Source organism: Ruegeria sp. CRTD044 (assembly GCF_059613485.1).
Map to the genome: position 1 here is coordinate 364,491 of NZ_JBXWSP010000011.1, position 26,557 is coordinate 391,047.

The following is a 26,557-nucleotide window of genomic DNA, read 5'->3' on the forward strand; positions in this document are numbered from 1 at the left end:
TCTTAACCGCCCGCCCCGGTCTCGGCTTCGGGTGTCAACGGGGTGTTCGACAGCAGCAGTCGTTCCGAGACGGTTGTCAGATACCCGGCAACCGTTTCCAGAAGGCGCATCGAAACAGCCGCGTCACCTTCTACCACCGCGCGCAGCTCTTCCGCGCCGATCCGCAGGAACGAACAGTCGGTCATAGCAACGAGGTCAAGTTGCCGAGGCGCGCCGGTGATGATCGACAGGTCTCCGATCAGGCGGCCTGGCTCGACGATGGAGATGTTGCGCTTTTCGCCGTCCGGCATCGTCCATTCCAGGCTCGCCTGTCCGGAGATGCACAGATAAGCTGCGTCGGGCGTTTGCCCGCGTGAGAATATGGTCTGCCCCGCCGCGGCTTCGTACCATTGCGCCGAAAAGGCCAGCAGACGCTGGTGCTTTCCGTCAAGCCTCGAAAACAGTTCGGTTGCCGAAATGATCTTGAGTTTTCGGCTGAAGTCTTCGGGTTGTTCGTCATCCGCCTCGGCCTTGGAACGCGATACACCGTCGATTCGGCCGTCCTTGATTTCTACGTACATGTCATAGGCTTCGGGATGGCCAAAATGATCTTCCATGAAAATCATGACCGAGTCGGGAAGTAACTCACGCAGCTTGAGGCGCGTGCGCAGACGGCTTTCCGAATCGTGGCTGGCAAGGACCTTGTCCAGGATCAGGATGTCGGGCCGCTTGATGGCTGCCCGTGAAAACGCGGCGCGTTCCTGGAAAACCGTGGGCAAGTTGGCCCCGCCAAGACCGGTCGGCAGATCGTAGATGATAGCCGCCAATCGACGAGTCAGTCCTGCCTCGATCAGGACTTCGGCTACGGCATCCTCGATTTCTTCGGCATTTGCCCCAGCCATCAGCGACACGCGGCCATATAGGGCATTTTCCATGACGGTCAGGCGCGGAACATAGGTTTCGGGTGCCACGGGAATGAACAGCCCGTCGAAAGATGTATGCAGATTTGGGGCCTGCGTGCGCCGGATCGACAGGATCTTTTCCTTGTATTCCTCGGGGAAACTGGGGCCGATCTGTTCGGCGGTCAGCATGAACGGCACCGTCAGCAACAGTGCCATTTCACTTTCGGACAGTGTTGCCTCACCTTTCGACATGCGGCGTTCGTCGATGTCGAGCAGTCGGTGGTACATGTCCTTGGACATGCCCAAACGCAGAAACAGCGGGTGATCCGTCCCTTCGCGGCCGAATGTTTTGCGCAGCGTGCTGAGAACCGCCGTCGCGATGCTCAGGGCGTCCTTGTCCAGATCATGGGCCCTCAGCATGGCAAGAAAACGAGCGTCCCCGGCCAGGATGTCCGGTGAGATGTTGCGCGACGGTGAGGCAAACAGCAGGTTGCCCCCCAAAGGCACAGCCGGGTTGAACCGGTCCGGATCGAACCGGTAAACGTATTTGTCCAAGCCCTTTTCCTTGAGACGCGCTGCAACCTTGTCGCGCGCATCCACGATCGCCTTGGCCAGATGGGGGTGCAATTCGGGATCGAATTGCGACCGTAACGTACGCCGGAACATGAACTCGTCGATGCCCATCGCCTCGACCAGTTCGAACCACCAATCGCGGATCTCGTCGATGCTCTGCAGCCCGGCAAGCCGTGGGTCGACCCATTCGTCCTCCAGCAGGTCCGGGGAGTTGCCGGCGCGCACGGCTTCGACCTGATAACGTGATGGGGCCTTCAGAGCCTCGGCCTCGTGATGGGGATGGGGACGCAAAGGCATCAGCAGGTTGTCACCAAGCGTGCCGTTGAACAAGTAGGGTCGCGAGTGGGCATAGCCGACACGGGCGGCGATCACCGCCTGATGGAGTTCGCGAAGGTTGTGCCCAGACAGAAGGACCTCGCCCTGAACCGGCAGGATCTCGCGGATCAGCAACTGGGCCAGCGCCTGTCTTTCCGAGTCGTGCGAGGCCTTGATGGCGACCCGAGCGCCCTTTGGGATCGTCAGGTCGATGTCTTCAAGGATCAACTTGCCGTCTTCGTCACGCACCGTGACATTGCGCAATTCGATGCCGCCTTGCAGGTGCGGGATGCTCTCCGGCTCGCCATAGAACAGTTCTTCGGGGATCATGTTCTCGGGCGCAAATCGTTCGGTGACGACCTGCCAGCGCAACGACATGTCCTGAACCTGATTGTAATAGGTCAGCAGATCGCGCCATGGGCCGCTGAGATCCTTGTACGCCCCCAGCGCCGCAACCAGCGCACCGACTGTCACTTCGCCCGTAATCGCGAGATAGCCGCCGACCGAATAGAACAGGAAGGGCGTCATTTGCGTGATCAGGTTGTTGAGGAACTTCATGAAGAATTTCTTGTTGTAGATCCGGACCCGGATATCGAACAATGTTCCCAGACGATGACTGAACTGCGCCAGCCGATAGCGCCAACCACCGTTCGCGCGCAGGTCGCTGATACCGGCGGCGGTTTCGCCGATCTCGGTGCTCAGATGGCGGATCTCCTGAATACGGTCCTTGTTCAAGAGGTTGATCTGGCGCTGCAGGCGCGGGATCAGCCAGGCTTGCAGCGGGATCAGCGCGATCGAAGCCAGCCCGAACCAGACGCTCTGCATGAACAGGAATGTGACAATCGTCATCATCTGACCGAACTGGAAAACCGGCTGGGCGATCGCGTCGCCCATCAGTCCGCCCATCGGTTCCGCTTCAGACGATATCATCGACACCAGCTCGCCCTGGCTTGTGGTCGAGAAATACGGCTTGGGGAAGCGCAGCATCCGGCTGATCAGGGTGAATCTGAGCCGACGCAACATGCGTTCGGCCAGGATCCCCTTCATGGTGTTGATGCGCATCTTCATGAGGCCGCCAGCCAGGACGGTTCCCAAGAACGCAAAACACAGGATCAACAAGTATTGGACCTGGGTCACCTTCGTACCGAACAGCGTTACCGTGTTTCCGGTCGCGCCGATGGCGTCGTTGATGATCTGCTTGGGCAATTCAAGCGAGGCATAGAGAAACGGAAACGAAAGTACGGTCAACAGCAGCAGAATGAACTGCTGTTTCTTGGAATGTTTCCAGATGAACGCGAATAGGGTGGGTTCCATGCCCCGGCCTCGTCTTGTTTTTTGGACTGCGGCCCGTTGCGGAGGATCCACGGCGACCGGGTGACTGACGGTAAGCTCTGCCCCGTGCTATTTCAAGAACGTGCCCCTGCGTGATCTTGCAAAAAAGACCGGCCGGCAGGACTGACGTTCTTCACAATTCGGGAATTTTGCAGTGCTATCTGCCGAAGGCGGGTTTATTCCGCCCGCGGATTCCGACTAAAGAGGTGCAGTTTCAGGCACTGGGCACATGAGCAGACTTCTGGATCGGTATTTCAGCCGCAAGGCAGTTGGGCACTGGAAACGGACGGCGCAGAACGCGCCGCACGAGGACCTGCCTCTGCTTCGCCAGCAGCGTGATCAGGCGCGTGTTCTTCGCGCCCAACTTGATCGTCTGATCCAGATTGCGGACGGGCGCCTGACCCGCCCGCATATCGGCACCCAGAATTTTCCCAGGCCGCTTGGCACGGATTGGGCCTGGCGCCCGGATTTGTGGGGCAGCCCCCTGCCCGTTACGGGCCTGGTATCATTGTCTCGCAAGGCGCAGCTTGATGACAGCGTGGCGCTTTTCCATGACTGTCCGCTGGCCGAGATTGCAGTCCGGCAAATCCGCAACAGCGGGGAAAAGGACCTGGCGCCTTTCAGCCTGGCGATCGACGTATTCAGCTTTCAAGGCTCGTTCCTCTCCGTGTCTGTCGGACTTCCGGGCAGCGCCGCCGAGGGCCTGACGCGGCAACACCTGGTCCGGGCTCATGTGACGGTCGACAGTGAGCGCCCGGCCGAGGTCTTTGCGAGGCTGAACATCCAGAATGGACCGAATACCGAGCAGGTGCTGCGAAAGCTGGAACCGCAACATGCGACATCCGACATCGATTTTGATCTTGCGCATCTGTCCTTGAACGAACGTCGCATCGAGAAGATGTGGCTGGACCTTATCATCCAGGATCCTGGTATGAACCGTGTGGTGCTGCGGGATTTGACCCTGTGCCGCCATCATCGCGCTGACTTGTGAAGGGAAAGGCCATGGCGGAAACAAAACTCGTCCCGATCCGGTTCGAAGATGGCGTATGGGAAGGCCACTATTCAGGAAATACCGCACCCCAACTTGAAGCCCGGTACCGGGATCAGGTCCTGCAAGGTATCGAGGTTTCCGAGGCCGAAGGTGGCTGGCATGTTCGGGTTCCCGTACCAACGGTCCTGTTGTCCGATGGTGTGCATAGTGTGATTATCCTCGACAGCGCTTCACAGGAAAAAGTGGGTGACATCACCGTAATCGCGGGTGCGCCGGCCGTAGGCGATATCCGCGCCGAGATGGACCTGCTGCGCGCCGAACTTGACCTTCTGAAGCGCGTGGTGCGTCGGTTGAGCGCTGATCAGGGTTGATCGGCCAAAAGCCGGCAGGTTCAGCATATTCGAAGTCTGCTTGGACGCATTCCTATCTTTTTCGCTGAATTCATGCATGATTGAGCCACCAAGGAAACTCTGGGGGCCGGATGGAACGTGACAGCATTATCAAGGTCATAGCGCTGATGGTAACGGCGTTTGGCATCGGCATAGACTTCACCGGTGCGCTGATGCTGGTTCCGGCGATCGAAAACTCGTTTGATGCCGATATCACCAGTACTCAGTGGGTATTGAACATCTATGCGCTGTTCTTCGCCATGACGATGGTCGCAGGCGGCCGGCTGGGCGACATGTACGGTCATCGCAAGATCATGATCATCGGATTGTCGCTGTTTCTATTCGCCTCGGTCATGTGTTTCGTATCTCCCAGTCTTGATTTCCTGATCGGCGCACGCGCGCTTCAGGGTATCGGCGCGGGATGCGTGTGGCCGTGCACGCTGGCCTTCGGGGCCACGAGGGTATCCCGTGAGGAACACCGTGCGATGGTCATGGGTTTGATCCTTGCCGGTGTCACGACGGGCAATGTATTTGGTCCGATGATCAGCGGGTTTGTCGTCAACCTTGGGGATTGGCGCCTGTTCTTTCTGGCAAATGTCGTCTTCTCGTGCATCTCGATGGCCACGGCATTCGTGCTGATGCAGCCGGACAAGACCCACAGGACAGGCGAGCACATCGACTTTGCCGGAATGGGTGTCCTTTCTTTTGCTGTCCTGCTGCTGCTGTACGCGCTCGATGTCGGATCGGACTGGGGCTGGCTGTCCGTTCCGCTGATGTTTCTGTTTTTCCTCAGCGCGATGCTGTTTCTGTTGTTCCCACGCGTGGAAAAACGCGTGAAAGAACCGCTTTTACTGCCGCAGATGATGCAAAATCCGCAATTTCGCATCACCTTGGGGCTGAACATGTTCAACGTCTCGGCGGCCTTTGTGGGATTGCTTTATTTTCCGCAATACATGCAAAAGGTTCTGGGCTGGTCGGTATTTGAATCTGCTCTGGGCCTCGCGCCGCTGACCGTTCTTTTGGCGGTCGGGTCGATAGTGTCAGGCACATTGTATAATGATTTCGGACCCAAGCGCCTGCTCTTCTGGGGGTATCTCTGCGCTACGATGGGCGCGGCCAGTGTCGTCGTGATGCCGGCCGGGCTGGGGTATTTTCAAATCCTTCCGGGGATGGCTCTGATCGGGTTGGGAGCGACACTGACGGTTGGCCCGTCGGGCACCGCCGCCGTTTGCGCCGTCAAGCCTGAACGTGCAGGCCTGGTTGGCGGTCTGAGCTTCATGGTGCACTTGGTCTATGGCGCCATTTCGGTCGCCTGCGCGACGGCCATCATGTACATGGTCAGTCTGTCCAGCTTCCGCGAACACCTTTCCAAGGCCGGCATCGACATGTCCCTGGCCGATCAAAAAGCCATCAATGGCGGTACGTTGACGACCAAGACCGCGCAGGCTGTCATGCAGAAATTCAGCGCGCCCGAGGCCGAAAAGATCAAATCCGCGTTGTCGATGGCCTTTGACAGCGGGATGGATATGGCTTTTGTGTTTTCAACGGTGTCGGTGTCGATCGGCCTGGTTCTGGCGCTGATGCTTGACGAAAAGAAACTGCACAAAATTGAGAGCTGAGCCAAAAGAAAAGGCCGCGGAAAACCGCGGCCCTTCGGTCATTGTTTGCGCATCTTATTGCGATGCCCGCTCTGTCGGATTGAAGGCGGACAGGCCCTTGAGAATGTCGATCGCATAGGCCAACTGGTAGTCCTCGTTGCGCAGTTCGGCGGTTTCTTCCGCTTTGGTGCGGTCTTCCTCGATCTGGCGGATTTCATCCTCGGTCAAGCTGTCATTGTTCAGGCTGCCCCGCAGGTCGGCCTCGGACCGGGTGCGAGCGTTGCTTTCTTCCTCTTCCTCAGCCTCGGGGCGGACGCGGGGCTGTTCCACTATGATGTCGGGGCTGACACCCAAAGCCTGGATCGACCGACCCGACGGGGTGTAGTAGCGCGAGGTGGTCAGACGCATCGCCCCGTCGCCACGCAGCGGCATCACGGTCTGAACCGATCCTTTGCCAAAGCTTTTGGTGCCGACGACGATGGCGCGGTGGTGATCCTTCAATGCACCTGCAACAATTTCGGATGCCGACGCCGATCCGCCATTGATCAGCACTACGATCGGCTTGCCCTGGGCAAGATCACCCGGGGTTGCGTTGAAACGTTCACCATCTTCGGGATTGCGTCCACGGGTCGAGACGATCTCGCCCTCGTTCAGGAATGCGTCCGATACCTTGATGGCTTGGGTCAACAGCCCGCCGGGGTTGTTGCGCAGGTCCAGAACAAAGCCGTTCACCTTGTCGATGCCGCCAGCTTCGGCGATCTGCTTTTCCATCCCCTCTTTCAGGTTCGGGAAGGTCTGATCGTTGAAGGTGGTCACACGCAGCACCACGCTGGCGCCTTCGGTTCGGGCGCGAACGGCGGTCAGTTTGATCGTGTCGCGGATGATGGTCACATCGAATGGGTCTGGTTCGCCTTCCCGCACGACGGTGATCACGATTTCCGAGCCGACCGGGCCACGCATCAGGTCGACTGCCTTGTCCAGCGTCAGGCCCAGGATGCTCTCGCCGTCCACATGGGTAATGAAATCGCCGGCCTCGATGCCCGCTTCGTCCGCAGGCGTTCCGTCAATTGGCGATACGACTTTGACGAAGCCATCCTCTTGGGTGACCTCGATGCCCAGCCCACCGAATTCACCGCGCGTCTGCACGCGCATCTGCTCGGCGTCGTCCGGGGAAAGATAGCTTGAATGCGGATCCAGAGACGTCAACATGCCGTCGATCGCAGCCTCGATCAGCTCTTCAGGGGCGACTTCCTCGACATACTGGGCGCGGATCCGTTCGAAGATGTCTCCGAACAGGTCAAGTTGTTCATAGACTCCGGCCTTGTTTTCGGCCTCTTGCGCCAGCAGTGGCCCGGCGATCTGGGTAGTCGCAATAATCCCTGCCACGGTGCCGGCCAGACCGGCCATCACAAATCTCTTCATACTCGTCTATCCATCCTTGTCTGTCCGGAACCATGATTCCGGATCCACGGGGCTATTGTTCTCTCTTACCTCTATATAGAGCGTTTCTGGACGATCAGTTCCAGTGCCATCACCGCTTGTTGACAAAATCGCGCCGATTTCTGGTGTTTGACCGGGCATCAGGCCCACTGGCGTTCCTTCGGGGATCACCTGACCGGGGTCCCCATACACCTCTTGAAGGCCGGAGAAGACAAAAAGCAAACCCGGCTGCGGTTCCAGGATCACAAGGTTTCCAAGGTCCAGAAGCGGCCCTCTGTATCGGATCGTGGCCGCTGTCGGCGACAGCACCAATGCACGTGGTCTGGTTCCCAGTACAAGCCCCGGACGCGTGACCCCGGCGGCGTCCGTTTCGCCGGAACGATGGAGTATGACGCCTTGGGTCGGCAGCGGAATCTGTCCTTTCAGTTGGGACACATCCGCGTTCGAGGTTATGATTTCTCCATCCGATATTTCAGACAGACCGCTGGCGAACCCATCCAGCGTCTCCGTCGATGAGATCAGGATGGCTGTCCGCACCGGGTCTTCGATGAAACGGCGCGGCAGGTCGGTACGATCCGCTATGGCCTCGCTCAGCTTCGTCCTGGCATTCTGCACGCCTTCCAACCCTTCGGTCAGCGTGTCTGCAGCGCTTTGTTGCAATCGGCGCAGTGTCTGAACCTCGTCCAGATCGCGGGCCAACGCTTGGGCCCTGGTGTTCAGGCCAGGCGTGACTTCGGACAGCATCATCCCGGTGCGCGCCGCCCCCAGCGGCCCGGCCGGGTGCAGCATCAGAACCGGTGGCGCCGTGGTTTCGATGGTTTGCAGCACGCCCAGCAACTGGCGGATTTCGCGTTCGCGCGCATTCAACTCGGCGGTCAGCTGGCTTTCGCGCAAAGCCGCCCGGCGCAGCCCGTCGCGCATGGCGGCCAGTCCGGCTTCATAGGCCTGAATCGTCTCGGTCAGGGCACGCACGCGGTCGCGGGCGGTTTCGGCCTCGGTCAGGGCGATCGAGGCCTGTTCCAGCATCTGGGCCGCCTCCAGCGCCGCCTGCGCGGGGTCCGGCGCGGCCCGGGCCGCCTGCCCCGCCATCAGGGCCGCCAGAAGAAGCGCGCGCAGCCTCATGACAGCAGGCTCTGACCCGTCATTTCCGGAGGCTTGGGCAGGCCCATCAGGTTCAGCACCGTAGGCGCCAGATCGGACAGGCGACCTTCGCGCAGGGTTGCGCCGTCGGGTCCGCCAACTAGCGCCACGGGCACCGGGTTTAGCGTGTGGGCGGTATGCGGGCCGCCGGTTTCGGGGTCGATCATGGTTTCGCAATTGCCGTGATCGGCGGTCACGATCATGGCCCCGCCCGCCTTTTCAAGAGCGGCGACCACACGGGCCAGGCCTTGATCAACGGCCTCGCAGGCCTCGATCGCGGCCTGCAGGTCACCGGTATGGCCCACCATGTCGGGGTTGGCATAGTTGGTGACGATCAGGTCATAACCGGCATCGATCGCCTCGACGAACTTGTCGGTGACCTCGGCGGCCGACATCTCGGGCTGCAGATCATAGGTCGCCACCTTGGGCGACGGAGCCATATAGCGATCCTCGCCGGGCTCGGGCGTTTCCTTGCCGCCGTTCAGGAAGAACGTGACATGGGGGTATTTCTCGGTTTCGGCCAGACGGAACTGGTTTAGGCCCTGCTTGGCGACCCATTCGCCCAGCGTGTTGACGATCTCGCGCTTGGGGAACACCGTGGTCATGTAGGCGTTGTGACCGTCGGAATATTCCACCATGCCCAGCAGCGCCGACAGCTGCGGGCGTGGTCCGGTGTCGAATTCGTCAAATCCGGGTTCGGCAATGGCGCGCAGGATTTCGCGGGCGCGGTCGGCGCGGAAGTTGAGGCAGAAGAAGCCGTCACCGTCGCGGACGCCGTCGTAGCCGGGCAGAACTGTGGGCGCGATGAACTCGTCCGTTTCGCCCCGGTCGTAGGCGGCCTGAATCGCGGCGCTTGCGGTATCAGCCGGCGCGCCTTCACCTCTGATGATCGCGTCGTAGGCGCGGCCGACCCGTTCCCACCGGTTGTCGCGGTCCATGGCATAGTACCGCCCCGAGACGGTGACGATGCGCGCGTTCGCGGGCAGGCGGCGCTCCAGCTCGGCCAGGAAGTTCAGCGCCGATTTCGGGGCCACGTCTCGCCCGTCGGTGATGGCGTGCAGTGCCACCGGCACGCCTGCATCGGTGATCGCTTTTGCGGCGGCGACGATATGGTTCAGGTGTCCATGCACCCCGCCATCCGAGACCAGCCCCATCAGATGCGCGGTCCCACCCGCCGCCTTCACATTGGCGACAAAGTCCTGCAGCGCAGCGTTCTCGAAGAACGAGCCGTCTTCGATTGCAAGATCGATCTGGCCCAGATCCATGGCCACGACCCGCCCGGCCCCGATATTGGTGTGCCCGACCTCGGAATTTCCCATCTGGCCGCTGGGCAAGCCCACATCCGGGCCGTGCGTGATCAACCGCGCGTGCGGACCCTTGGTCATGATCGCGTCGAATGTGGGCGTGTGGGCCAGATAGGGCGCATTGGCCTGCGTGTCGTCGGACAGGCCCCAGCCATCGAGAATGCACAGGACGACGGGTTTGGGTGCGCTCATGTCGGGTCTCCGGTAACTGCTCTTGTCCGTTCTTCTATCCCCTGCCCGCCGCATCGTGAACCGCCTTTTGCGGCGATACGCCCCGCGGCGGCCTATTTCCTGATCTGATGCCAGGGCCGCGCCTTGCGGCCGCGATACTTGACCGTCAGTTCGGGCGGCGCGTCGCTTTCGTCATAGGCGCCCAGGATCACGCCCTTGCCGCGACTTTTGGTGCGCATCTCGACCAGCTCGGTCGCCGAGCGGGTGGTGCGCTGCGACGGACGCCGGGCCCAGTCGAACAGGTGGTCGTACATTTGCGCGATCACATCCGCATGGGCCGCGCTGTCGCCTAGATCGGTTAACTCGGTGGGGTCGTTTTCCAGATCGAACAGGATCGGGCGGAACCCGCCTTCGAAATGGATCAGCTTCCATTTTTTCGTGGCCACCATGAACATCGCCGCATCACGCACCGACACGCCCAGCGTTTCCGCGATGGGCGAGGCCGAATAGTCGTATTCGCAGATCACGAATTTGCGCGGGGTCTCGTCCGCCTGCCCGTGCAGGATTGGCAGCAGCGAGTGGCCTTCCAGAATATGGTCGGGCACCGCACCGCCCGCGACCTCGACGAAAGTGGGGGCCAGGTCGATCGACTCGACCAGCGCGTCGCAGGTGGTGCCGCGCGTGGCATCGGCCTGTTCGGACGGGTCGTAGATGATCAGCGGCACCTTGGTCGAAGCGTCGTGGAAGAACGTCTTTTCGCCCATCCAGTGATCGCCCAGGAAATCGCCATGGTCCGAGGTCAGCACGATCATCGTGCCGCCCATGCGGCCGGTCTGCTCCATCCAGTCCAGCAACCGCCCGATCTGGTCGTCGGCCTGCTTGATCAGGCCCATATAGGCGGGGATCACCGCCGCGCGTACATCCTGCCGCCAGAATGTCTGACCGATCTTGGTGTGCATGAAGGCGCTCAGCACGGGGTGCGCCTCGGCCCGCTCGGTCTCGGACCGGTTGGGCGGCAGAACATGCTCGGGCCCGTACATCGAGGCATAGGGCTCGGGGACGATATAGGGCCAGTGCGGCTTGATGTAGCTCAGGTGGCAGCACCATGGGCCGTCATGGGTTTCCATGAATTCCATGCCGCGCGTGGTCAGATAGGGGGTCTCGCTATCTTCCTCGGCAATGTTTGCGGCCTGCGGCGCGTTCTTAAGGAACCAGCCCGACAACACGTTTCCATCGGCATCCAGGCCGGAATTGGCAAAGTCGTGCCAGGGGTTGTCGCCGTCATAGCCCTTGTCGGCCAACCACTCGTTGTAGGCCCTAGCTCCATCAGGGTCATAGAACCCGTCGGGGCCTTCGGGACGCATCCCGTCGTCGCGCTCGTACACGTCGAAACCGCATTCGGCCACGCGCGCGCCGATCAGGCTGTCGGGTTCCAGGCCCAGCCGGGCCATGCCTTCGGCGTCGGCGCGCATATGGGTCTTGCCGACCAGCCAGCAGTCCATCCCCGCCTTGCGCAGGTGGTCGCCCATGGTCAGCTCACCCACCTTCAGCGGGATGCCGTTCCACGAGGCGCCGTGCGACTGCACATAGCGCCCGGTATAGGTGGACATGCGCGAACTGCCGCAGATCGGCGACTGGATATAGGCCCGCGTGAACCGCACGCCGCGCGCGGCCAGCCGGTCGATATTGGGCGTGTGCAGATGTGGATGCCCGTAACAGCTCAGGTAATCCCAGCGCAGCTGGTCGAACATGATGAACAGGATGTTGCGGGCCTTGGCCATTCAGTGCTGCGCGCCCTGGCTTTCCATCTGTTCCACCATCCGGCGGGCGCGCTTGCATTGCAGCTTGTCACGCAGGGGGCTGTTGGGGTCCACGTCCTTTTGGCAAACCACGCATTTGTCGGCGCCCGAGATCGCGTTCAGCCCGCCGCAGCTGCCCTTGATGCTCTTGCCCATCAACATCACGCCCAGCGACATGCCGACCATGATGATCAGCAGTAGAACAAACGCGAGGATAAAGGTGCTCATCGGCCGGCCCGCCCTTCAGTTCGATCCCAGCGCATCCTTGAACGCGCTGCTTTGTACCGTGATATAGGCATCTTCGCCGCCTGTCACATCCCTCGAGATGAAAAACACCGCCAAACCCAGCTGATCGGCCAGTTTCAGCCCCCGCTCCTGCCCCAGTGCTAGCATCGCGGTGGCCCAGGCATCGGCCAGCATCGCATTTTCAGCCAGAACCGTACTCGAGGTCGTCCGATGAGTGATCGGGCGTCCGGTGGTCGGGTCGATGATATGCGAATACCGCACCCCGTCCTGTTCGAAAAAGTTCTTGTAATCGCCCGAGGTCGCCATGCCACGGTTGTCCAGCGGCACGATGAATTGCACGGTCTGCGACCCGGCTTCGGGCTTTTCGATGCCGATGCGCCAGGCCTCGCCCTTGTCGTTCTGACCGCGGGCCACCAGATCGCCGCCGATCTCGACCAAATAGTTCTCGATGTTGGCCTCACGCAGCGCCTGCGCCACGGCGTCGATCCCGTACCCCTTGGCGATGGCCGACAGGTTGATCCCCACGCCCGGCTGCGCCTTGGCCAGCGTTCCCCCTTGCGCATCCAGCGTCAACAGGCGCGCCTGGCCCACCTGCTCCAGTGCCGCCGCGATCTCGGTGTCCGAAGGTACCGGGTCTTCGGGCTCGCGCGGGCCGAAGCCCCACAGCTCGATCAACGGGCCAAGCGTCACGTCGAACACGCCGCCGCTTTGGTCGTGCACCTGGTTGGCCGCCTCGATCACGGAGGCGAATTCCTTTGACACCGGCATCGGGTCGGTGCTGGCTGAGGCGGAAAAGACCGAGACCTCGGAGTTCGGGTCCCAGTTGGACATCTTGGCGTTCACCTGCGCCAGCGTTTCCTCGACGGCGGCGGACAGAGCAGCCTCGTCCAGATCCTCGCCGATTGCGGTGATGTGATAGGTCGTGCCCATGGTTTCGCCGGACAGACGGACAATCTCAGGCTCCTCGTCGAACAGACAGCCAGAAACAACAAGCGGCAGGGCCAGAGCAAGCAGTCGGCGCATAGGGCGATCTCCTGGAAAAGTGTTGCCCGGCATATGCCAGCGGCCCCACCCAGAGTCAAACCTGCGTCAAGGCGCCAGCGGCAGGAAGCCCAGGACTAGCAGCCCGGCCGCAGCGGGCACACCAAACAGCCACGCGCGTTTCTGCCAACCCGGGGGCTGTTCTTTCCACAGTTTGCGAAAATTATGTCCGCAGATCACGACCAGAAGGAAGATCAGGGCGGCAACCGCAGGAGACAGATGGAGTTGGGTCACGGGGTCCGGTTTTTCCTTGCGACCCGGCGCGGTTGCGCCGGTTTTTGAATTTGCACCCTATACAGGTTTCTCTGCTGCGATAAGGTGGTGAGGACAGCCTGTAGCGTTGAAGGAGGAGACTGCCCATGGCCCCAAGCTCTTACCAGCCCCCGACACGTGGCGACAAGGCCGGGTCAAGCACTTACAGCCAATCCGCCGAGTCGAATTTGTCACATACTCAGACCACTGTCGCCAAATTGCTGGAAGGAAAAGGTGATGCGGTGTTTTCGGTTCGGCCGAATGACACCATCCATTCGGTGGTCGAAATTCTTAAGGAGAAACGCATCGGGGCGGTTGTCGTCACCGATCAGAACGGCGCACTGCAGGGGATCCTGTCCGAGCGGGATATCGTTCGCCGCATGGCGGATACTCCGGGTCAGACGCTGCCACAATCGGTCGAGGCGCTGATGACACGCGATGTGCGGACCTGCACGCCGGACGACCTGCTGATGGACGTGCTGAAGACAATGACCGAGGGGCGTTTCCGCCACATGCCGGTTCTTCGCGACGGCAAGCTTTGCGGCATGATCACCATCGGAGATGTCGTGCATTTCCGGCTGAAAGAGCTGGAATACGAAGCCCTTCGCATGAAGCAGATGATCGTCGGCTAGATAGTCACACGTTGTGGCAACGGGCATAGGCCGTATAGGCCTGCCCGTTTGCCTTGGTCTGTTTTCGGGCAGACCCCAGGTCCGACATGACCAGCCCGGTGACCTGCACGTTCACGCTGGAAAACTCGCGCGGCGCTTGTGCCAACTGGGCGCGGGACTTGATGGCCGGTGCAACCGACAGAAGGATCGCGTCACAGGCCTGCCCGATTACCCGGGCGTCAGGAACGGCCAGTACCGGTGGGCTGTCGATCAGAATATTTTCGTAGTCTGCCCGCAACCCCGTCATGAGGTCATGAAAGCGCGAAGACGAAAAAGTATCTGCAGCGCTATGTGTGCTGCGCTCGCCCATCAGAACATCGACCGAGCCCCGCCAGGCTTTGCGCGAAGGCAATCGACATCGTGGTCTTACCCTCATCCGGTGCCGACGAGGTGCACAGAATGACCTGCGGTGGAGCGTCCGAATTTGGCGACAGCAGAGACGTTCGCAGGTTTCTGGCCGCCTCCGAGAGCGGTGACGTCGGATTTGTGGACACGTACCCGGCCAACTGACTGCGCTGGCGGATCGTCGCCAATGGCAAATGGCCCAGAACCGGTACGCTGGTAGTCAGCTCCAGATCGGACCCCGTCGGAACCGCGGCTTGCCGGATTTGTCGGACAAGAACGATGCCCAGCCCTAATGCCGCCCCGGCGATCACCCCAAGAAACATGGTCAGACCAGAACGCGGTGCAACTTGTTTGCCCGGAGTGGTTGTCGAAATTATGCGGCAGTCCGGCGTTTGTGCGCCCTGTTGGACGGCGGCTTCCTTCAGCCTGGAAAGAAAGGTTTTGTGCAGCAACCGGGTTGCGCGGGCGTCGCGCTCGATCTGGCGCAGTTCGGCTGTCACACTGGCATTCTTTTCAAATTCCAACTCAAGCGCTGTAAGCAGTTGAGACAGGGTTCGGGACTGGTGATCGAGTTCGGCGCGTTCGCGGGCATTCTGGGCGATCAATTCTGAAACACGTTCGGCGAGAGCTATCCTAGCGGCTGCGCCTCCCGTGGCGACCTGCCTTGAAAGGCTGCTGAGAATGCGATCATGAATGATTTCAGGAACCTCGCCTCTGAAGTGTTCGGGGTCCAAGTCAACAAGTGTCTGGTCCAGTTGGTCAAGCTCTTGAAGACGGCTCTGCAGATTGGCCAACGTTGTTCGGGTTTCCGAAAGCTGCGCGGCCAGTGCATCGGGGTTGGCGGCCGCAGGATCTTGATGGCGTCCTCCTGCCGGGCGATTTCCTGCTCCAGCCCGGCCACCCGGTCCGACAACCATGAAACAGTTTCGGTCAGTCCTTCGGCTTTTGCGTTGATCTGATCCCGAACAAAAAGCTGGGCCAAGATATCCGCAATCTCAGCCGACTTCTGAGGGTCATTGGTTGTTGTGCTGATCCGGATAACATCTGAATTCCGGACGTTCTTGATAGATATGGCCTGTGTGACGTTTTCCACGACAATGCCCAGGGCTTCGCTGTCCGGCCGGCCCGCCGGTTTATGCCAAGGTATGGTCCAACGCGATGCGAGGATAGTTGGATTGAACTCGGGATCATTCTGGAGGTTCAACTCCAAAGCCAGATTGTGCATCAACCGAGCAGAGCCAAGGATTTCGACTTGAGTATTGATGGCAGAGATGTCTCCGCCTAGCCCCGTCATGGCCTGCGAAGGCACGTCGGAATAGCCCGCAGGGCGTATAAGAACCAACATTGTTTTGGACCGGAAGCGGGGTTCCATCGCAAAGGTAGAGAACCCAAATCCCAGCAAAAGACCGAGACCCGCCCAGGCGGCAATTGTTTGTCTTCCTGCCCAACACAGCCGGATAAAGGCCAGCAGGTCCAAACCGTCCAAGGTTTCCTCGCGCCATGACGTTTTTTGTCAGTCATGCTAGGCCTTTGCAAGTGCATGCGTTCTGACACCGTCGCTCAGCGTCAATGGCCCTCGAACCCTGCAACCGCCTGCAGCGTCCGCCAAACAATCCAAAATTCAAATGCGAGGCCCGGATTGTTGATGTAGTAATGGTCTGCCCAAACTTTTTTCTGAATATCTTTTGGGTTTTATGCGCAACCGCCTTCGGTCTGGGCATAGCCGCTGATTCCGGGGCGGACGCCAAGCCGGGCGCGGTAACCAGGCACATGTTGCAGATAGAACCGCGCGTGGTGGATGCAATCCGGGCGGGGACCGATCAAGCTCATGTTACCAAGCAGCACGTTGATGACTTGCGGAAGCTCATCAATCCGGGATCGGCGCAGGGCGCGACCCAGGGGCGTGATACACGACGTTTCGACCGGGCCATAGGGTCCCCTGATCTCACCGTGCCCGGGCTTAATTGAACGGAATTTGTAGGCGACGAACGCTCTTCCTCCTCTGCCCATTCGGATCTGGAAGAAAAACAAGCGCCCTCGGTTCAGAATGGGGTTCATGACCAGCAACAGAACTGCACAACCCGCCACAAGTGGCAATAGGGCCAGAGAAACAGCAACATCCATGAAGCGTTTGGTGACACTGAATGTCAGACTTACGCGCGGCGCGGCAATACCGGAAAAAGTGATCTGGGAACCAACAAAATCGATACTCATCCATCCCCTCCTGAGCGTCTGGTGTCGCGTAGGCTCAGCGGGAGTTTCGCTGCGGAAGGGAAAATGCCGAGTTAACGTTAAAAGAGTATTACGAGATCATATTTTGACTATGGCCGTCACGCTCGACCGGCAGTGTCCGAGGCTTCATTCTTGGGGCTGGTTGATACAAAATTGACGGTGCCCGGGCTGATGTCTGCCGCCGTGAGCCGACCGGTCGCAAACGCGCCGGTGTCGATCGAAATCACCCGGCCACTGACCTTTGGATCTGGGACGATGGTATGCCCGTGCACGACCCATTGGCCATCCGTTCGAGCGGTGGACGGGAAATTGGGGTGCCCCCACAAACAGACATGGCGCGGTTGGTCATCGATTGGCAAAGCCGGATCAAGGGCCGCGTGAACGATCGAGACATTCCCGCTTGACCAGGTCAGTGGCCGGTTTTCGAGCCAAGTCAGAACAGGGTCGCCGATCACAGACCGCAACTGATGCGAGATTTGGACAGCATCTTCGCCCAGTGTCGCTTCGGTTATTCCCGTCAGGCCGAACGACGCGAGTGTCTGAAGCCCACCGTTTCCCAGCCACAAGCGACTGGTCCGCTTTGGCTCCTCGATAAATCGAAGCAGCATCTCTTCGTGATTGCCCAGCAGACAAATCACTTCACGCTCGCCGTTTTCCGAAAGATGCCGCAGGTGATGCAAAACCTGAGAACTGTAATCCCCACGGTCGACATAGTCCCCTACAAATACCAGAGGAATGACTGGATCGAGCCGGGTCAGCAGTTGCTGCAACAGGTCCAGCCGCCCGTGTATGTCACCAACGACATAGAACCGCCGATCGGGTGCCAGGGTCTCCAGCAGCGATTCCTGCTCAGGCTCGCCGGTGCCCCGCCTGAGTTTTCTGATCCACGATCCTATCATCAGACCTGTTCCCTATCGCGCTGTGGCCCCGGCAGCAATGGTGGACAGGGCCGGCTGACGCCACCGCCGTAGATGTGAACAACAGGTTACTGAGGCGGGTCGGCAACGCAAGGGTCCTCGGCATTGGAGTGGCCGCCGACAAACAACAGGAGCTTTCCATGCCTTCGATGACTTACAAACCGGCCGCGCAGTGGTCTGTCGAAAACCGCCACGTTGCGGCCGCGGACCAGGACATTCTTCTCAGCAACGTGGGTGGTGCATCGATCCGCTTTGAAATCGCCACCGACGATGCCATCCCTGAATTGGAAGCGGCTTTGGGTCACACGGTTCAACCGAGGCGGTCTTTTGCGACGCAGATCAGAGCAGGCGAGCGCCTATGGCTGGTCGGTGACGATGCCCTATCGGCCACGCAGTCTGCCGCAGTCCTTCTATGAAACCGCAAGCACCGGGCCGGCCCACTCCCGATTGGCTGCGCTGCCGGATGGTCCTGCCGTTCCGGATTTCACCCCCGAGCCGCTTGAGTTGCGCGCGCCTCCGCGAGTGAAGGCTCCACCTTACCACCTAGGACCGGGTGATGTAGTGGCGATCATACACCCCGCACGGGTTGCCGAACTTGCTGGCGCGGGTGCTCAGCGGGATACCTTCACCGTGCGCGATGACGGCACGATCTCGATCCCCGACGCCGGTCGGGTTCAAGTCGCCGGCCGAACGATAAGTGAGGCGGAAACGGCCGTGTCGCTGGAGGTGGTGGCGTACAACTCGAAACACGTCGCGGTAGGCGGGCTGGTTGCAACGCCGGTCGTGGTGCCGCTGACCGTCACTCCCTTGACACTCGGTCAGGCGATTGCCGCGGCCGGAGGCCTGACGACCCGGGATCGAGAGCTGGGCACGATCCGCATCTACCGTAGTGGGGATTTGTATAAGATTCCGTTGCGAAACTACCTGGCCCGACCGGACTTCCGGCAACTGGTCCTTTTGAACGGGGACGCCGTGTTTGCCGATACCAGCTATGACCTGGACCGGCTCTCGCGATTTATCGCGATCAGATCGACGTCATCAGCCTGAACCAGCAGGCTCGGGGGGCCGCCTTGGCCGAACTTTAGCAGGAGGTCGATCTGCGCAGCGCCGAACTGACGGAGTTACGTGACAATTTCACGGTTCGCAGCCAACTGAGTTCCGAACAGCGCGGCATTGTCGATCGCGGCCCGTATGGAACTGCGCCCCAACGATATTGTCTTCATCCGGGAACAGCCGATCACGACCTGGGGTCGGGCGCTGGATCAATTCCTGCCCTCGCGGGTCAATGCGGGGCTGGACGCGGCAAATGGTTGACGCGCCCTGCCTTGCATCGGATATGAGGCTCCACCGACCGATAATCCCCTTGACCTTGGCGGGTCGAAAGGGTCCCTGATGGTCGGGATTGTTGATTTGCGTTCGAGGGTTTCATGCAACGGGTATTGATTACGGGCACTGCGGGCTTCATCGGGTTCCACCTGGCCAAGCTGCTTTTGTCCGAAGGGTTTCAGGTCCATGGCTATGACGGGATGACGGATTACTACGACGTCACTCTCAAACAGCGCCGCCATCAGATGCTGTTGCAGACGCCCGGCTTCTCGGCAACCGAGGATCTGTTGGAAAACCACGAACGCCTCATGCAGGTTGCAGACGAATTCCAGCCCGAGGTGATCGTTCACCTCGCCGCTCAGGCGGGTGTGCGTTACAGCCTTGAACACCCGCGCAGCTATATCGATTCAAACGTTGTGGGTACGTTCAACGTGATGGAGGTGGCCCGTCAGCACAAGGTCGGGCACCTGCTCATGGCCTCTACCTCTTCGGTGTACGGGGCAAACGAAGACATGCCCTTTACCGAGGTGGAAAAGGCCGACACCCAATTGACGATCTATTCTGCCACCAAGAAGGCGAACGAAGCGATGGGCCATTCCTATGCCCATCTCTGGGATCTGCCCACGACCATGTTTCGGTTCTTCACCGTATACGGCACCTGGGGCCGTCCGGACCTGGCCCTGTACAAGTTTGTCGATGCAATTCTGGATGGGCGCCCGATCGACATCTACAACCACGGCGAAATGTATCGCGACTTCACCAATGTGAACGACCTGGTGCGCGGGATCCGGTTGTTGATCGATGCGGTCCCCGTCCGTCCGGACAGCCCGGAGGATATCGAGGAGGGTGACAGCTTGTCGCCGGTCGCGCCCTTTCGCGTGGTCAACATCGGAAATGGTGACAAGGTGCGTCTGATGGATTTCGTCGAAGCAATCGAGGAAGCCGTGGGCAAGAAGGCGATCCGGAATTACATGCCCATGCAGATGGGTGATGTTCCGGCGACATGGGCCAATACCGACCTGCTGCAACGCCTGACCGGGTATCGTCCGCAGACCGATTTCAAGGATGGAATCGCTCAGTTCGTCGAATGGTTCCGCGAATACCACGGCAAATGATCTAGTGACCCGGACCTGACGTATGCTTGATACAAACCCCAATTCGCGCCGGATCGCCGTGATCGGTCTGGGCTATGTTGGCCTGCCGCTGGCCGCTGCCTTTGGCAAGATCGGACCGGTTCTGGGCTTTGACATCAATCCCACGCGCATCGACGCGTTGCGCCAGGGCAAGGACGCCACGCATGAGGTCAGCGAAGACGAATTGTCCGCCGCCGGGGGTCTAATATTTACCACTGACCCCGCTGATCTGGCGGACTGTGACACGTATATCGTGACGGTGCCCACACCGATCACAGCACAAAAACAGCCAGACCTTGCACCATTGATGCGCGCCTCTGAAACGGTTGGACGGGTGTTGAAGCCTGGTGATCTGGTCATCTATGAATCAACCGTCTACCCCGGCGCGACCGAGGAAGACTGCGTCCCGATCCTCGAGCGGGAATCCGGCTTGCGTTTCAACGTGGATTTCTTTGCCGGGTACAGTCCTGAAAGGATCAATCCCGGCGACAAGGCGCATCGCATCGCCGATATCTGCAAGGTGACGTCCGGATCGACGCCTAAGGCCGCCGATCTGGTGGACGCGCTCTATGCGCGGATCATCACGGCGGGGACGCACAAGGCCGAAAGCATCCGCGTGGCCGAGGCTGCGAAGGTGATCGAGAACACACAGCGCGATCTGAATATCGCCCTGGTGAACGAACTTGCCATGATCTTTGGCCGCCTGGGCATCGACACCGATGCCGTGCTGCGCGCAGCGGGCACCAAATGGAATTTCCTGCCCTTCCGCCCCGGCCTTGTCGGTGGGCATTGCATCGGGGTCGACCCCTACTACCTGACCCACAAGGCCGAGGCCGTTGGCCATCATCCCCAGGTCATTCTGGCAGGGCGGCGCCTGAATGATGGAATGGGCGCATATGTCGTGGCCCAGTTGGTCAAGCGGATGATCCGCGAGCGGATCGAGATGACGGACGCCCGGGTCCTGGTCATGGGGCTGACCTTCAAAGAAAACTGCCCTGATCTGCGAAACACCCGGGTCGTGGACATCGTTCACGAGTTGCAGAGCTACGGCGTGATCGTGGACGTGCACGATCCCCATGCCGATCCGCAAGCCGCGCGTGACGAGTATGGGATCGACCTGCTGGAGCACCCCAAGCCCGGCACCTATGACGGTATCGTCCTTGCGGTTGCCCATGACGCATATCTTGCGATGGATCCGGCCGAAATCCGCGCGTTTGGAAAGGTCCGGAATGTCCTGTTCGACGTCAAATCCTGCCTGCCGCGCAGCGCCAGTGATCTGAGGCTCTGACACGCGTCAGCACACTGAAATGAGAGACATTCTCTGACTGTGAAACCTCTGTCTGCAAGGTCCGAGGCCCTGTGGGTTGCCGCCGGCCAGTTCAGCCTTCTGACCGGCGGGCTGGCGCTGGTCCGGGTGCAGACCGGCCTGTTGGAGCCGTCGGTTTATGCGCACTTGGCTTTGGCCTTGACGGCCTTCAGCTTTGGGCAGGTGGCCGTATTCGGTGGTCTGAACCAAGCCATTGCACGATTGTACGCACTGGCCGAGCGTCGGTGGCCTATCGAAGCTGCGTCTGCAAAAAGTAACTGCATGCCGCCGGTGCTTGGTTCGTTGTGCTCTGCGCCCTTGCTTTTGTGTCAGTGCTGACTGGCGCCGCGACCACCGCGCTGATTGCGATGGGGAATGCAGCACGTTCTCGTCCGATGGGCTCAGGGCCTGGGCCTATTGCCTGTTGCGATACGTGATCTGGCTGGGATTTTTGGACAGCCGTCAAGGGCGGCGGTTTCACCGGCTGCAGGGTCTATGGTATCGTCGTCGTGTCGCCCGGACGTTGGTGTTGGTAGAACGCTAAATGCGGGACAACCGCGTTGACCCACCGACGGCAATACACAGCGTTCTGGGTCTTGATGTTACAAAATGAAACCGGCGCAATCTTGCGCCGGTTATTTCTTAGCCACCAAAGTCGTCCAGCATGATGTCTTCGCGATCAACACCCAGATCCAGCAGCATGTTGATGACCGACTGGTTCATGATTGGCGGACCGCACATGTAAAATTCGCAGTCTTCGGGCGCCGGGTGGTTCTTGAGGTATTCCTCGAACAGCACGTTGTGGATGAACCCCGTGTAGCCTTCCCAATCGTCGCCCGGTTGCGGGTCGGACAAAGCAACGTGCCACTCGAAGTTTTCGTTCTCGGCTGCCAGCTGGTCGAAATCTTCAACATAGAACATCTCGCGGCGTGACCGGGCACCGTACCAGAAAGTGATTTTGCGTTTGGTGTTCAGACGCTTGAGCTGGTCGAAGATGTGGCTGCGCATCGGGGCCATGCCCGCGCCGCCACCGACGAACACCATCTCTTTGTCGGTCTCGCGTGCGAAGAATTCCCCGAACGGACCAGAGATCGTGACTTTGTCACCCGGCTTCAGGTTGAAGATGTAGGACGACATCTGCCCGGGCGGAATGCCTTCGGACCCCGGCGGGGGCGAGGCGATCCGCACGTTGAGCATGATGATGCCTTTTTCGTTGGGGTAGTTGGCCATCGAATAGGCCCGCTCGATCGGTTCGGTAACCGTGGATTTGTACTGCCACAGATTGAACTTGTCCCAATCCTCACGGTATTCCTCGGCGACGTCGAAATCGCTGTAGTCGACCTTGTGCGCCGGGGCGGCGATCTGGATGTACCCGCCCGCGCGGAAATTCACATCCTCGCCTTCGGGAAGTTCCAGCACCAGTTCCTTGATGAAGGTCGCAACGTTGTCATTCGACCGGACGGTGCACTCCCATTTCTTGACGCCAAAGACCTCTTCGGGAACTTCGATCTTCATGTCCTGCTTGACGGCCACCTGGCACGACAGGCGGTCACCGCAGGTGGCCTCGCGCTTGGTGATGTGGCTTTCTTCGGTCGGCAGGATCGACCCGCCGCCCTCCAGCACACGCACCCGGCACTGCGCGCAGGTACCGCCGCCGCCGCAAGCCGACGGAACGAACAGCTTTTCGGCTGCCAGCGTCTGCAGCAGCTTGCCGCCGGCAGGAACCGAGATGGTTTTCTCACCGTTGATGGTGATGTTGACGTTGCCCGATGAAACCAGCCGAGACCGGGCCGCCATGATCAGCGCGACCAGGGCCAGAACGATCAGGGTGAAAAGGACAACGCCGAGCGAGAAAGTTTCCATGCCCCTGCCCCTTTACAGTTTGACGCCCGAGAAGGACATGAAGGCCATCGCCATCAGACCTGCGGTGATGAAGGTGATGCCGAGGCCCTGCAGCCCGTCCGGAATGTCGGAATATTTCAGTTTTTCGCGCACCCCAGCCATGGCGGTGATCGCCAGCGCCCAACCAAAGCCTGAGGACAGGCCATAGGTCGCGGCCTCGGCAAAGTTGTAGTCGCGTTCGACCATGAACAGCGAGCCGCCCAGGATGGCGCAGTTCACCGTGATCAGCGGCAGGAAGATCCCCAGCGCGTTGTAGAGCGGCGGGAAATACTTGTCCAAAACCATCTCGAGGATCTGCACCATCGCAGCGATCACGCCGATATATGAAATCAGGCCGAGAAAGGTCAGGTCCACATCCGGGAACCCGGCCCACGCCAGCGCACCCGGCTTGAGCAGGTAGTTCAGCAACAGGTTGTTGGCCGGAACGGTGATGGCCTGCACGACCATGACCGAGATCCCAAGCCCCAGCGCCGTCGAGATTTTTTTCGACACGGCGATGAAGGTACACATGCCCAGGAAAAAGCTGAGCGCGAGGTTTTCGACGAAGATGGCCTTCACGGCCAGTGAGATGAGACCTTCCATCAGTGCGCCTCTACCTGCTGGATCTTGTATTCACGTTCCTCGACCTGGTTCGGCTTCCACGTACGGAAGGCCCAGATGATCAGGCCGATGATGAAAAAGGCCGACGGCGGCAGCAGCAGCAAGCCGTTGGGGACGTACCAGCCACCGTTGTTCACGGTTTCCAGGATGGTCACCCCGAACAACGAGCCCGAGCCGAACAGCTCGCGGATGACGCCGACCAGCATAAGGATAAGGCCATAACCCATGCCGTTGCCCAAGCCGTCGATGAAGGACGCCACTGGCGGGTTCTTCATGGCAAAGGCTTCGGCCCGACCCATCACGATGCAGTTGGTGATGATGAGGCCCACGAAGACCGACAGCGTTTTCGAAATCTCAAACGCATAGGCCTTGAGGATCTGGTCGACGAGGATCACCAGCGACGCGATGATGACCATCTGCACGATGATCCGGATCGAGCCGGGGATCTGGTTGCGCAGGCATGAGATGAAAAAGGACGAAAACGCCGTCACGAACATCACCGCCAGCGACATCACGAAGGCCACCTGCAGCGAAGAAGTTACCGCCAGCGCCGAGCAGATGCCCAACACCTGCAGCGTGATCGGGTTGTTGTCGACAAGCGGGTCGACCAGCAGATCTTTCTTGGTCTGTGACATCAGATCTCTCCTGCTTGCAGCTTGGCCAGGAACGGAGCATAGCCCGCGTCCCCCATCCAGAATTTCACCAGGTTATCGACGCCGACCGTAGTCAGGGTCGCGCCGGCCAGCGCATCGATATAGAAGTCAGGCCCTGCGGCGGGCATGGTTTTGGCGACCGTGATCTGGAGATCACCCGTATCGTCGCGCAGCTTCTTGCCGCTCCAGAGGGCTTTCCAACGCGGGTTGTCCACCTCGGCCCCCAGGCCCGGCGTTTCCCCGTGCTGATAGAATTGCAGCCCGAAGATGTCGTTGCCATTCGCTTCGAGCGCGATGAAGCCATAGAGCGTGGACCACAGCCCATAACCGTGGACCGGCAGGATCACCTTGTCCAGCGCGCCGTTTTCGTCGCGCAGCAGGTAGATCACGCGGTATTTCGCCTTGCGGCCGATGCCGGCAGGGTCGTCGGCAAGCGGCTCGCTCAACTCGGGGTCACTGGCGGCGGCAATGTCGTCGAACGTGGCCGGGTCGAACTGGTCGTCGACGAACTCACCCGTCGCCAGTTCCAGCACATGCGGTTCGAAAGCGGCAAAAGCCTCGGCCACGTCGATGCCCGGCTCATAAACGCCCGCGACCTGCAGAACGTTGATCTGCTTGTCCTTGAGCTTGTTGGCCTCTTGCACCGGGCGCAGGCTGACCGCCGCTGCCGACACGATCATCGACGCCACGAGGCACACGGCGACCGCGATGAAGATCGTCTTGCCCACCGAGTCCGGCGAGGCCGCCAGGAACCGGGCGATGGCGCCTTTGGGTTCAGGGGATTGCGTATCAGACATGGCGACGCGCCCTCCGTTTGATGTTTGCCTGAACGACGAAATGGTCGATCAGCGGCGCAAAGACGTTGCCGAACAGGATGGCCAGCATCATGCCTTCTGGGAAGGCCGGGTTCACCACCCGGATCATCACGACCATGACCCCGATCAGCGCGCCATAGATATAGCGGCCCATGTTGGTGTGGCTGGCCGAGACCGGCTCGGTCACCATGAAGGCCAGACCGAACGCATAACCGCCCAGCACGACGTGCCAGTACCACGGCATCGCGAACATCGGGTTGGTGTCCGATCCGATCAGGTTCAGCAGCAGGGTAAAGCCGATGGTCCCTGCCAGACAGCCCACGATCAGGCGGTAGTTGGCAATCTTGGTCATCAGCAGGAAGGCCAGCCCGACCATGCAGGCCAGGGTCGATGTCTCACCAAAGCTGCCCTGGATCGAGCCGAAGAAGGCGTTCCACCATGTGATGCCCTCGGCCGCCAGCGCCTGGTAGCCGTCGGCGGCCGAAACGGCCAGCGCGGTCGCGCCGGAAAAACCGTCGACCGGGGTCCAGACCGCGTCACCCGACATGGATGCGGGATAGGCGAAATACAGGAAGGCGCGCCCCACCAGCGCGGGGTTGAGGAAATTCTTGCCGGTGCCCCCGAACACTTCCTTGCCGATGACCACACCAAAGATGATCCCCAGCGCCACCTGCCACAACGGCGCGGTGGCCGGCATGATCAGCGTGTACAGCATCGAGGTGACGAGAAAGCCCTCGTTCACTTCATGCCCGCGCACGGTGGCAAAGATCACCTCGAAGGTGCCGCCCGCGACCAGTGTCACGATATAGATCGGCAGGAAATACATCAGCCCGTGCATCACGTTGGCAAAGATGCTGGAGGGATCCAGAGAAATGCCCAGGGCCTGCAGGATGGCGATGCGCCACCCGGTTGCCGACTCCGGGCCCAGCGTCGCGATGGCCGAGTTGGCCTGGAAGCCGGTATTGTACATGCCCCACAGGATGCAGGGGATGGTGGCGATCACGACATAGGTCATGATCCGCTTCATATCCACGTAGGACCGCGCGTGCGGCGCAACGGATGTTACGGTTTTCGGAGTGTAGATGAAGCTTTCCACCATCTCATAGATGGGGAAGAACTTCTCGTACTTGCCGCCCTTGGTGAAGTTCGGCTCGATCCGGTCAAAGAAGCTGCGCAAACCCATGT

The 26,557-nt window shown here is 60.2% G+C and carries 29 protein-coding genes and 1 pseudogene; 11 read left to right on the forward strand and 19 right to left on the reverse strand.

The window, feature by feature from the left end; translation table 11 throughout:
• Positions 1-2 precede the first annotated feature (2 nt).
• A complete protein-coding gene (locus AC2FNL_RS11665; protein WP_496833732.1) occupies positions 3-3,083 on the reverse strand; it encodes an ABC transporter transmembrane domain-containing protein in 3,081 nt (1,026 codons plus the stop codon).
• 247 nt (positions 3,084-3,330) lie between these two features.
• On the opposite strand from AC2FNL_RS11665, the gene AC2FNL_RS11670 reads away from it, so the two are divergent.
• The 3 genes from AC2FNL_RS11670 (at position 3,331) to AC2FNL_RS11680 (ending at position 6,100) form a co-directional block, all read left to right on the forward strand.
• Positions 3,331-4,092 carry a DUF6478 family protein gene (locus AC2FNL_RS11670; RefSeq protein ID WP_496833733.1) on the forward strand — a complete coding sequence of 254 codons (762 nt, stop codon included), beginning with the start codon at positions 3,331-3,333 and terminating at the stop codon, positions 4,090-4,092.
• An 11-nt stretch (positions 4,093-4,103) separates the two neighbouring features.
• Positions 4,104-4,463: a hypothetical protein gene (locus AC2FNL_RS11675; RefSeq protein WP_093963757.1), complete on the forward strand. Its 360-nt coding sequence runs from the start codon at positions 4,104-4,106 to the stop codon at positions 4,461-4,463.
• A gap of 110 nt (positions 4,464-4,573) precedes the next feature.
• Complete coding sequence (locus AC2FNL_RS11680; RefSeq protein ID WP_496833734.1) at positions 4,574-6,100, forward strand: MFS transporter; 1,527 nt, start codon at positions 4,574-4,576, stop codon at positions 6,098-6,100.
• A gap of 54 nt (positions 6,101-6,154) precedes the next feature.
• Here the strand turns inward: AC2FNL_RS11680 and AC2FNL_RS11685 are convergent, their stop codons facing one another.
• The 7 genes from AC2FNL_RS11685 to AC2FNL_RS11715 all read right to left on the reverse strand — a co-directional run bounded on the left by AC2FNL_RS11685 (position 6,155) and on the right by AC2FNL_RS11715 (position 13,454).
• Complete coding sequence (locus tag AC2FNL_RS11685) at positions 6,155-7,501, reverse strand: S41 family peptidase (RefSeq protein ID WP_093963348.1); 1,347 nt, start codon at positions 7,499-7,501, stop codon at positions 6,155-6,157.
• Between the two features lie 6 nt (positions 7,502-7,507).
• Complete coding sequence (locus AC2FNL_RS11690; RefSeq protein WP_170582712.1) at positions 7,508-8,641, reverse strand: murein hydrolase activator EnvC family protein; 1,134 nt, start codon at positions 8,639-8,641, stop codon at positions 7,508-7,510.
• On the reverse strand, positions 8,638-10,155 hold the full coding sequence (gene gpmI, locus AC2FNL_RS11695; RefSeq protein WP_496833735.1) for a 2,3-bisphosphoglycerate-independent phosphoglycerate mutase: 1,518 nt from the start codon (positions 10,153-10,155) through the stop codon (positions 8,638-8,640). The genes AC2FNL_RS11690 and gpmI overlap by 4 nt, the downstream gene beginning before the upstream one ends.
• Positions 10,156-10,247: 92 nt before the next feature.
• The gene (locus tag AC2FNL_RS11700) at positions 10,248-11,915 is read right to left on the reverse strand and encodes an alkaline phosphatase family protein (RefSeq protein WP_496833736.1); all 1,668 of its coding nucleotides are present in this window, start codon (positions 11,913-11,915) and stop codon (positions 10,248-10,250) included.
• Complete coding sequence (gene nqrM, locus AC2FNL_RS11705) at positions 11,916-12,161, reverse strand: (Na+)-NQR maturation NqrM (protein WP_496833737.1); 246 nt, start codon at positions 12,159-12,161, stop codon at positions 11,916-11,918.
• Between the two features lie 15 nt (positions 12,162-12,176).
• On the reverse strand, positions 12,177-13,202 hold the full coding sequence (locus tag AC2FNL_RS11710; RefSeq protein WP_496833738.1) for an FAD:protein FMN transferase: 1,026 nt from the start codon (positions 13,200-13,202) through the stop codon (positions 12,177-12,179).
• A 66-nt stretch (positions 13,203-13,268) separates the two neighbouring features.
• Positions 13,269-13,454 (reverse strand): hypothetical protein, encoded by a 186-nt coding sequence (locus AC2FNL_RS11715; protein ID WP_170341480.1) that lies wholly within the window; start codon positions 13,452-13,454, stop codon positions 13,269-13,271.
• Between the two features lie 125 nt (positions 13,455-13,579).
• Here AC2FNL_RS11715 and AC2FNL_RS11720 point away from each other — a divergent pair, with 125 nt between their 5' ends.
• Positions 13,580-14,104 carry a CBS domain-containing protein gene (locus tag AC2FNL_RS11720; RefSeq protein ID WP_093963355.1) on the forward strand — a complete coding sequence of 175 codons (525 nt, stop codon included), beginning with the start codon at positions 13,580-13,582 and terminating at the stop codon, positions 14,102-14,104.
• 4 nt (positions 14,105-14,108) lie between these two features.
• Here the strand turns inward: AC2FNL_RS11720 and AC2FNL_RS11725 are convergent, their stop codons facing one another.
• From AC2FNL_RS11725 to AC2FNL_RS11735, 3 genes and pseudogenes are all read right to left on the reverse strand, one after another.
• Entirely contained in the window at positions 14,109-14,390 is a 282-nt protein-coding gene (locus tag AC2FNL_RS11725; protein ID WP_496833739.1) for a hypothetical protein, read from the reverse strand.
• Between the two features lie 40 nt (positions 14,391-14,430).
• Positions 14,431-14,811 carry a hypothetical protein gene (locus AC2FNL_RS11730; RefSeq protein WP_496833786.1) on the reverse strand — a complete coding sequence of 127 codons (381 nt, stop codon included), beginning with the start codon at positions 14,809-14,811 and terminating at the stop codon, positions 14,431-14,433.
• Positions 14,812-14,940, reverse strand: a pseudogene (locus tag AC2FNL_RS11735) (hypothetical protein); the annotation flags it as partial.
• Here AC2FNL_RS11735 and AC2FNL_RS11740 point away from each other — a divergent pair.
• Entirely contained in the window at positions 14,893-15,099 is a 207-nt protein-coding gene (locus AC2FNL_RS11740; RefSeq protein ID WP_496833787.1) for a hypothetical protein, read from the forward strand. The pseudogene AC2FNL_RS11735 and the gene AC2FNL_RS11740 overlap by 48 nt on opposite strands.
• 17 nt (positions 15,100-15,116) lie before the next feature.
• Here the strand turns inward: AC2FNL_RS11740 and AC2FNL_RS11745 are convergent, their stop codons facing one another.
• The 3 genes from AC2FNL_RS11745 to AC2FNL_RS11755 all read right to left on the reverse strand — a co-directional run bounded on the left by AC2FNL_RS11745 (position 15,117) and on the right by AC2FNL_RS11755 (position 17,619).
• The gene (locus AC2FNL_RS11745) at positions 15,117-15,974 is read right to left on the reverse strand and encodes a Wzz/FepE/Etk N-terminal domain-containing protein (RefSeq protein WP_496833740.1); all 858 of its coding nucleotides are present in this window, start codon (positions 15,972-15,974) and stop codon (positions 15,117-15,119) included.
• 206 nt (positions 15,975-16,180) lie between these two features.
• Entirely contained in the window at positions 16,181-16,702 is a 522-nt protein-coding gene (locus AC2FNL_RS11750) for a sugar transferase (RefSeq protein ID WP_496833741.1), read from the reverse strand.
• A gap of 116 nt (positions 16,703-16,818) precedes the next feature.
• On the reverse strand, positions 16,819-17,619 hold the full coding sequence (locus AC2FNL_RS11755; RefSeq protein WP_496833742.1) for a metallophosphoesterase family protein: 801 nt from the start codon (positions 17,617-17,619) through the stop codon (positions 16,819-16,821).
• A gap of 158 nt (positions 17,620-17,777) precedes the next feature.
• Between AC2FNL_RS11755 and AC2FNL_RS11760 the strand changes: the two genes are divergently transcribed.
• From AC2FNL_RS11760 to AC2FNL_RS11785, 6 genes are all read left to right on the forward strand, one after another.
• Complete coding sequence (locus tag AC2FNL_RS11760; RefSeq protein WP_496833743.1) at positions 17,778-18,053, forward strand: hypothetical protein; 276 nt, start codon at positions 17,778-17,780, stop codon at positions 18,051-18,053.
• Positions 18,013-18,684, forward strand: a complete 672-nt coding sequence (locus tag AC2FNL_RS11765) for a polysaccharide biosynthesis/export family protein (protein WP_496833744.1) — start codon at positions 18,013-18,015, stop codon at positions 18,682-18,684. Before AC2FNL_RS11760 ends, AC2FNL_RS11765 begins: the two co-directional genes overlap by 41 nt.
• Before the next feature lie 144 nt (positions 18,685-18,828).
• On the forward strand, positions 18,829-18,951 hold the full coding sequence (locus AC2FNL_RS11770; protein ID WP_496833745.1) for a hypothetical protein: 123 nt from the start codon (positions 18,829-18,831) through the stop codon (positions 18,949-18,951).
• 113 nt (positions 18,952-19,064) lie between these two features.
• Positions 19,065-20,078 (forward strand): GDP-mannose 4,6-dehydratase, encoded by a 1,014-nt coding sequence (locus AC2FNL_RS11775; protein ID WP_496833746.1) that lies wholly within the window; start codon positions 19,065-19,067, stop codon positions 20,076-20,078.
• Positions 20,079-20,100: 22 nt separating this feature from the next.
• Complete coding sequence (gene tviB / locus AC2FNL_RS11780; RefSeq protein ID WP_496833747.1) at positions 20,101-21,384, forward strand: Vi polysaccharide biosynthesis UDP-N-acetylglucosamine C-6 dehydrogenase TviB; 1,284 nt, start codon at positions 20,101-20,103, stop codon at positions 21,382-21,384.
• Positions 21,385-21,423: 39 nt separating this feature from the next.
• Entirely contained in the window at positions 21,424-21,741 is a 318-nt protein-coding gene (locus AC2FNL_RS11785) for a hypothetical protein (protein WP_496833748.1), read from the forward strand.
• A gap of 303 nt (positions 21,742-22,044) precedes the next feature.
• Here the strand turns inward: AC2FNL_RS11785 and nqrF are convergent, their stop codons facing one another.
• Genes nqrF through AC2FNL_RS11810 form a run of 5 tightly spaced genes read right to left on the reverse strand, consistent with a single transcriptional unit; the run spans position 22,045 to position 26,555 of the window.
• A complete protein-coding gene (gene nqrF, locus AC2FNL_RS11790; RefSeq protein WP_093963365.1) occupies positions 22,045-23,265 on the reverse strand; it encodes an NADH:ubiquinone reductase (Na(+)-transporting) subunit F in 1,221 nt (406 codons plus the stop codon).
• Between the two features lie 12 nt (positions 23,266-23,277).
• On the reverse strand, positions 23,278-23,886 hold the full coding sequence (nqrE, locus tag AC2FNL_RS11795; protein ID WP_050603817.1) for an NADH:ubiquinone reductase (Na(+)-transporting) subunit E: 609 nt from the start codon (positions 23,884-23,886) through the stop codon (positions 23,278-23,280).
• Positions 23,886-24,539: an NADH:ubiquinone reductase (Na(+)-transporting) subunit D gene (locus AC2FNL_RS11800; RefSeq protein WP_170341481.1), complete on the reverse strand. Its 654-nt coding sequence runs from the start codon at positions 24,537-24,539 to the stop codon at positions 23,886-23,888. The genes nqrE and AC2FNL_RS11800 overlap by 1 nt, the downstream gene beginning before the upstream one ends.
• Positions 24,539-25,354: a Na(+)-translocating NADH-quinone reductase subunit C gene (locus AC2FNL_RS11805; RefSeq protein WP_170341479.1), complete on the reverse strand. Its 816-nt coding sequence runs from the start codon at positions 25,352-25,354 to the stop codon at positions 24,539-24,541. Before AC2FNL_RS11805 ends, AC2FNL_RS11800 begins: the two co-directional genes overlap by 1 nt.
• The gene (locus AC2FNL_RS11810) at positions 25,347-26,555 is read right to left on the reverse strand and encodes an NADH:ubiquinone reductase (Na(+)-transporting) subunit B (RefSeq protein WP_170407596.1); all 1,209 of its coding nucleotides are present in this window, start codon (positions 26,553-26,555) and stop codon (positions 25,347-25,349) included. Before AC2FNL_RS11810 ends, AC2FNL_RS11805 begins: the two co-directional genes overlap by 8 nt.
• Positions 26,556-26,557 lie beyond the last annotated feature (2 nt).

What these genes read in the sequence shown, in the direction of transcription:
- AC2FNL_RS11665 (WP_496833732.1), bottom strand. Translation starts at nt 3,083, where the DNA reads ATGGAACCCACCCTATTCGCGTTCATCTGGAAACATTCCAAGAAACAG.
- AC2FNL_RS11670 (WP_496833733.1), top strand. Translation starts at nt 3,331, where the DNA reads ATGAGCAGACTTCTGGATCGGTATTTCAGCCGCAAGGCAGTTGGGCAC.
- AC2FNL_RS11675 (WP_093963757.1), top strand. Translation starts at nt 4,104, where the DNA reads ATGGCGGAAACAAAACTCGTCCCGATCCGGTTCGAAGATGGCGTATGG.
- AC2FNL_RS11680 (WP_496833734.1), top strand. Translation starts at nt 4,574, where the DNA reads ATGGAACGTGACAGCATTATCAAGGTCATAGCGCTGATGGTAACGGCG.
- AC2FNL_RS11685 (WP_093963348.1), bottom strand. Translation starts at nt 7,501, where the DNA reads ATGAAGAGATTTGTGATGGCCGGTCTGGCCGGCACCGTGGCAGGGATT.
- AC2FNL_RS11690 (WP_170582712.1), bottom strand. Translation starts at nt 8,641, where the DNA reads ATGAGGCTGCGCGCGCTTCTTCTGGCGGCCCTGATGGCGGGGCAGGCG.
- gpmI (WP_496833735.1), bottom strand. Translation starts at nt 10,155, where the DNA reads ATGAGCGCACCCAAACCCGTCGTCCTGTGCATTCTCGATGGCTGGGGC.
- AC2FNL_RS11700 (WP_496833736.1), bottom strand. Translation starts at nt 11,915, where the DNA reads ATGGCCAAGGCCCGCAACATCCTGTTCATCATGTTCGACCAGCTGCGC.
- nqrM (WP_496833737.1), bottom strand. Translation starts at nt 12,161, where the DNA reads ATGAGCACCTTTATCCTCGCGTTTGTTCTACTGCTGATCATCATGGTC.
- AC2FNL_RS11710 (WP_496833738.1), bottom strand. Translation starts at nt 13,202, where the DNA reads ATGCGCCGACTGCTTGCTCTGGCCCTGCCGCTTGTTGTTTCTGGCTGT.
- AC2FNL_RS11720 (WP_093963355.1), top strand. Translation starts at nt 13,580, where the DNA reads ATGGCCCCAAGCTCTTACCAGCCCCCGACACGTGGCGACAAGGCCGGG.
- AC2FNL_RS11725 (WP_496833739.1), bottom strand. Translation starts at nt 14,390, where the DNA reads ATGACGGGGTTGCGGGCAGACTACGAAAATATTCTGATCGACAGCCCA.
- AC2FNL_RS11730 (WP_496833786.1), bottom strand. Translation starts at nt 14,811, where the DNA reads ATGTTTCTTGGGGTGATCGCCGGGGCGGCATTAGGGCTGGGCATCGTT.
- AC2FNL_RS11750 (WP_496833741.1), bottom strand. Translation starts at nt 16,702, where the DNA reads ATGAGTATCGATTTTGTTGGTTCCCAGATCACTTTTTCCGGTATTGCC.
- AC2FNL_RS11755 (WP_496833742.1), bottom strand. Translation starts at nt 17,619, where the DNA reads ATGATAGGATCGTGGATCAGAAAACTCAGGCGGGGCACCGGCGAGCCT.
- AC2FNL_RS11760 (WP_496833743.1), top strand. Translation starts at nt 17,778, where the DNA reads ATGCCTTCGATGACTTACAAACCGGCCGCGCAGTGGTCTGTCGAAAAC.
- AC2FNL_RS11765 (WP_496833744.1), top strand. Translation starts at nt 18,013, where the DNA reads ATGCCCTATCGGCCACGCAGTCTGCCGCAGTCCTTCTATGAAACCGCA.
- AC2FNL_RS11770 (WP_496833745.1), top strand. Translation starts at nt 18,829, where the DNA reads ATGGAACTGCGCCCCAACGATATTGTCTTCATCCGGGAACAGCCGATC.
- AC2FNL_RS11775 (WP_496833746.1), top strand. Translation starts at nt 19,065, where the DNA reads ATGCAACGGGTATTGATTACGGGCACTGCGGGCTTCATCGGGTTCCAC.
- tviB (WP_496833747.1), top strand. Translation starts at nt 20,101, where the DNA reads ATGCTTGATACAAACCCCAATTCGCGCCGGATCGCCGTGATCGGTCTG.
- nqrF (WP_093963365.1), bottom strand. Translation starts at nt 23,265, where the DNA reads ATGGAAACTTTCTCGCTCGGCGTTGTCCTTTTCACCCTGATCGTTCTG.
- nqrE (WP_050603817.1), bottom strand. Translation starts at nt 23,886, where the DNA reads ATGGAAGGTCTCATCTCACTGGCCGTGAAGGCCATCTTCGTCGAAAAC.
- AC2FNL_RS11800 (WP_170341481.1), bottom strand. Translation starts at nt 24,539, where the DNA reads ATGTCACAGACCAAGAAAGATCTGCTGGTCGACCCGCTTGTCGACAAC.
- AC2FNL_RS11805 (WP_170341479.1), bottom strand. Translation starts at nt 25,354, where the DNA reads ATGTCTGATACGCAATCCCCTGAACCCAAAGGCGCCATCGCCCGGTTC.
- AC2FNL_RS11810 (WP_170407596.1), bottom strand. Translation starts at nt 26,555, where the DNA reads ATGGGTTTGCGCAGCTTCTTTGACCGGATCGAGCCGAACTTCACCAAG.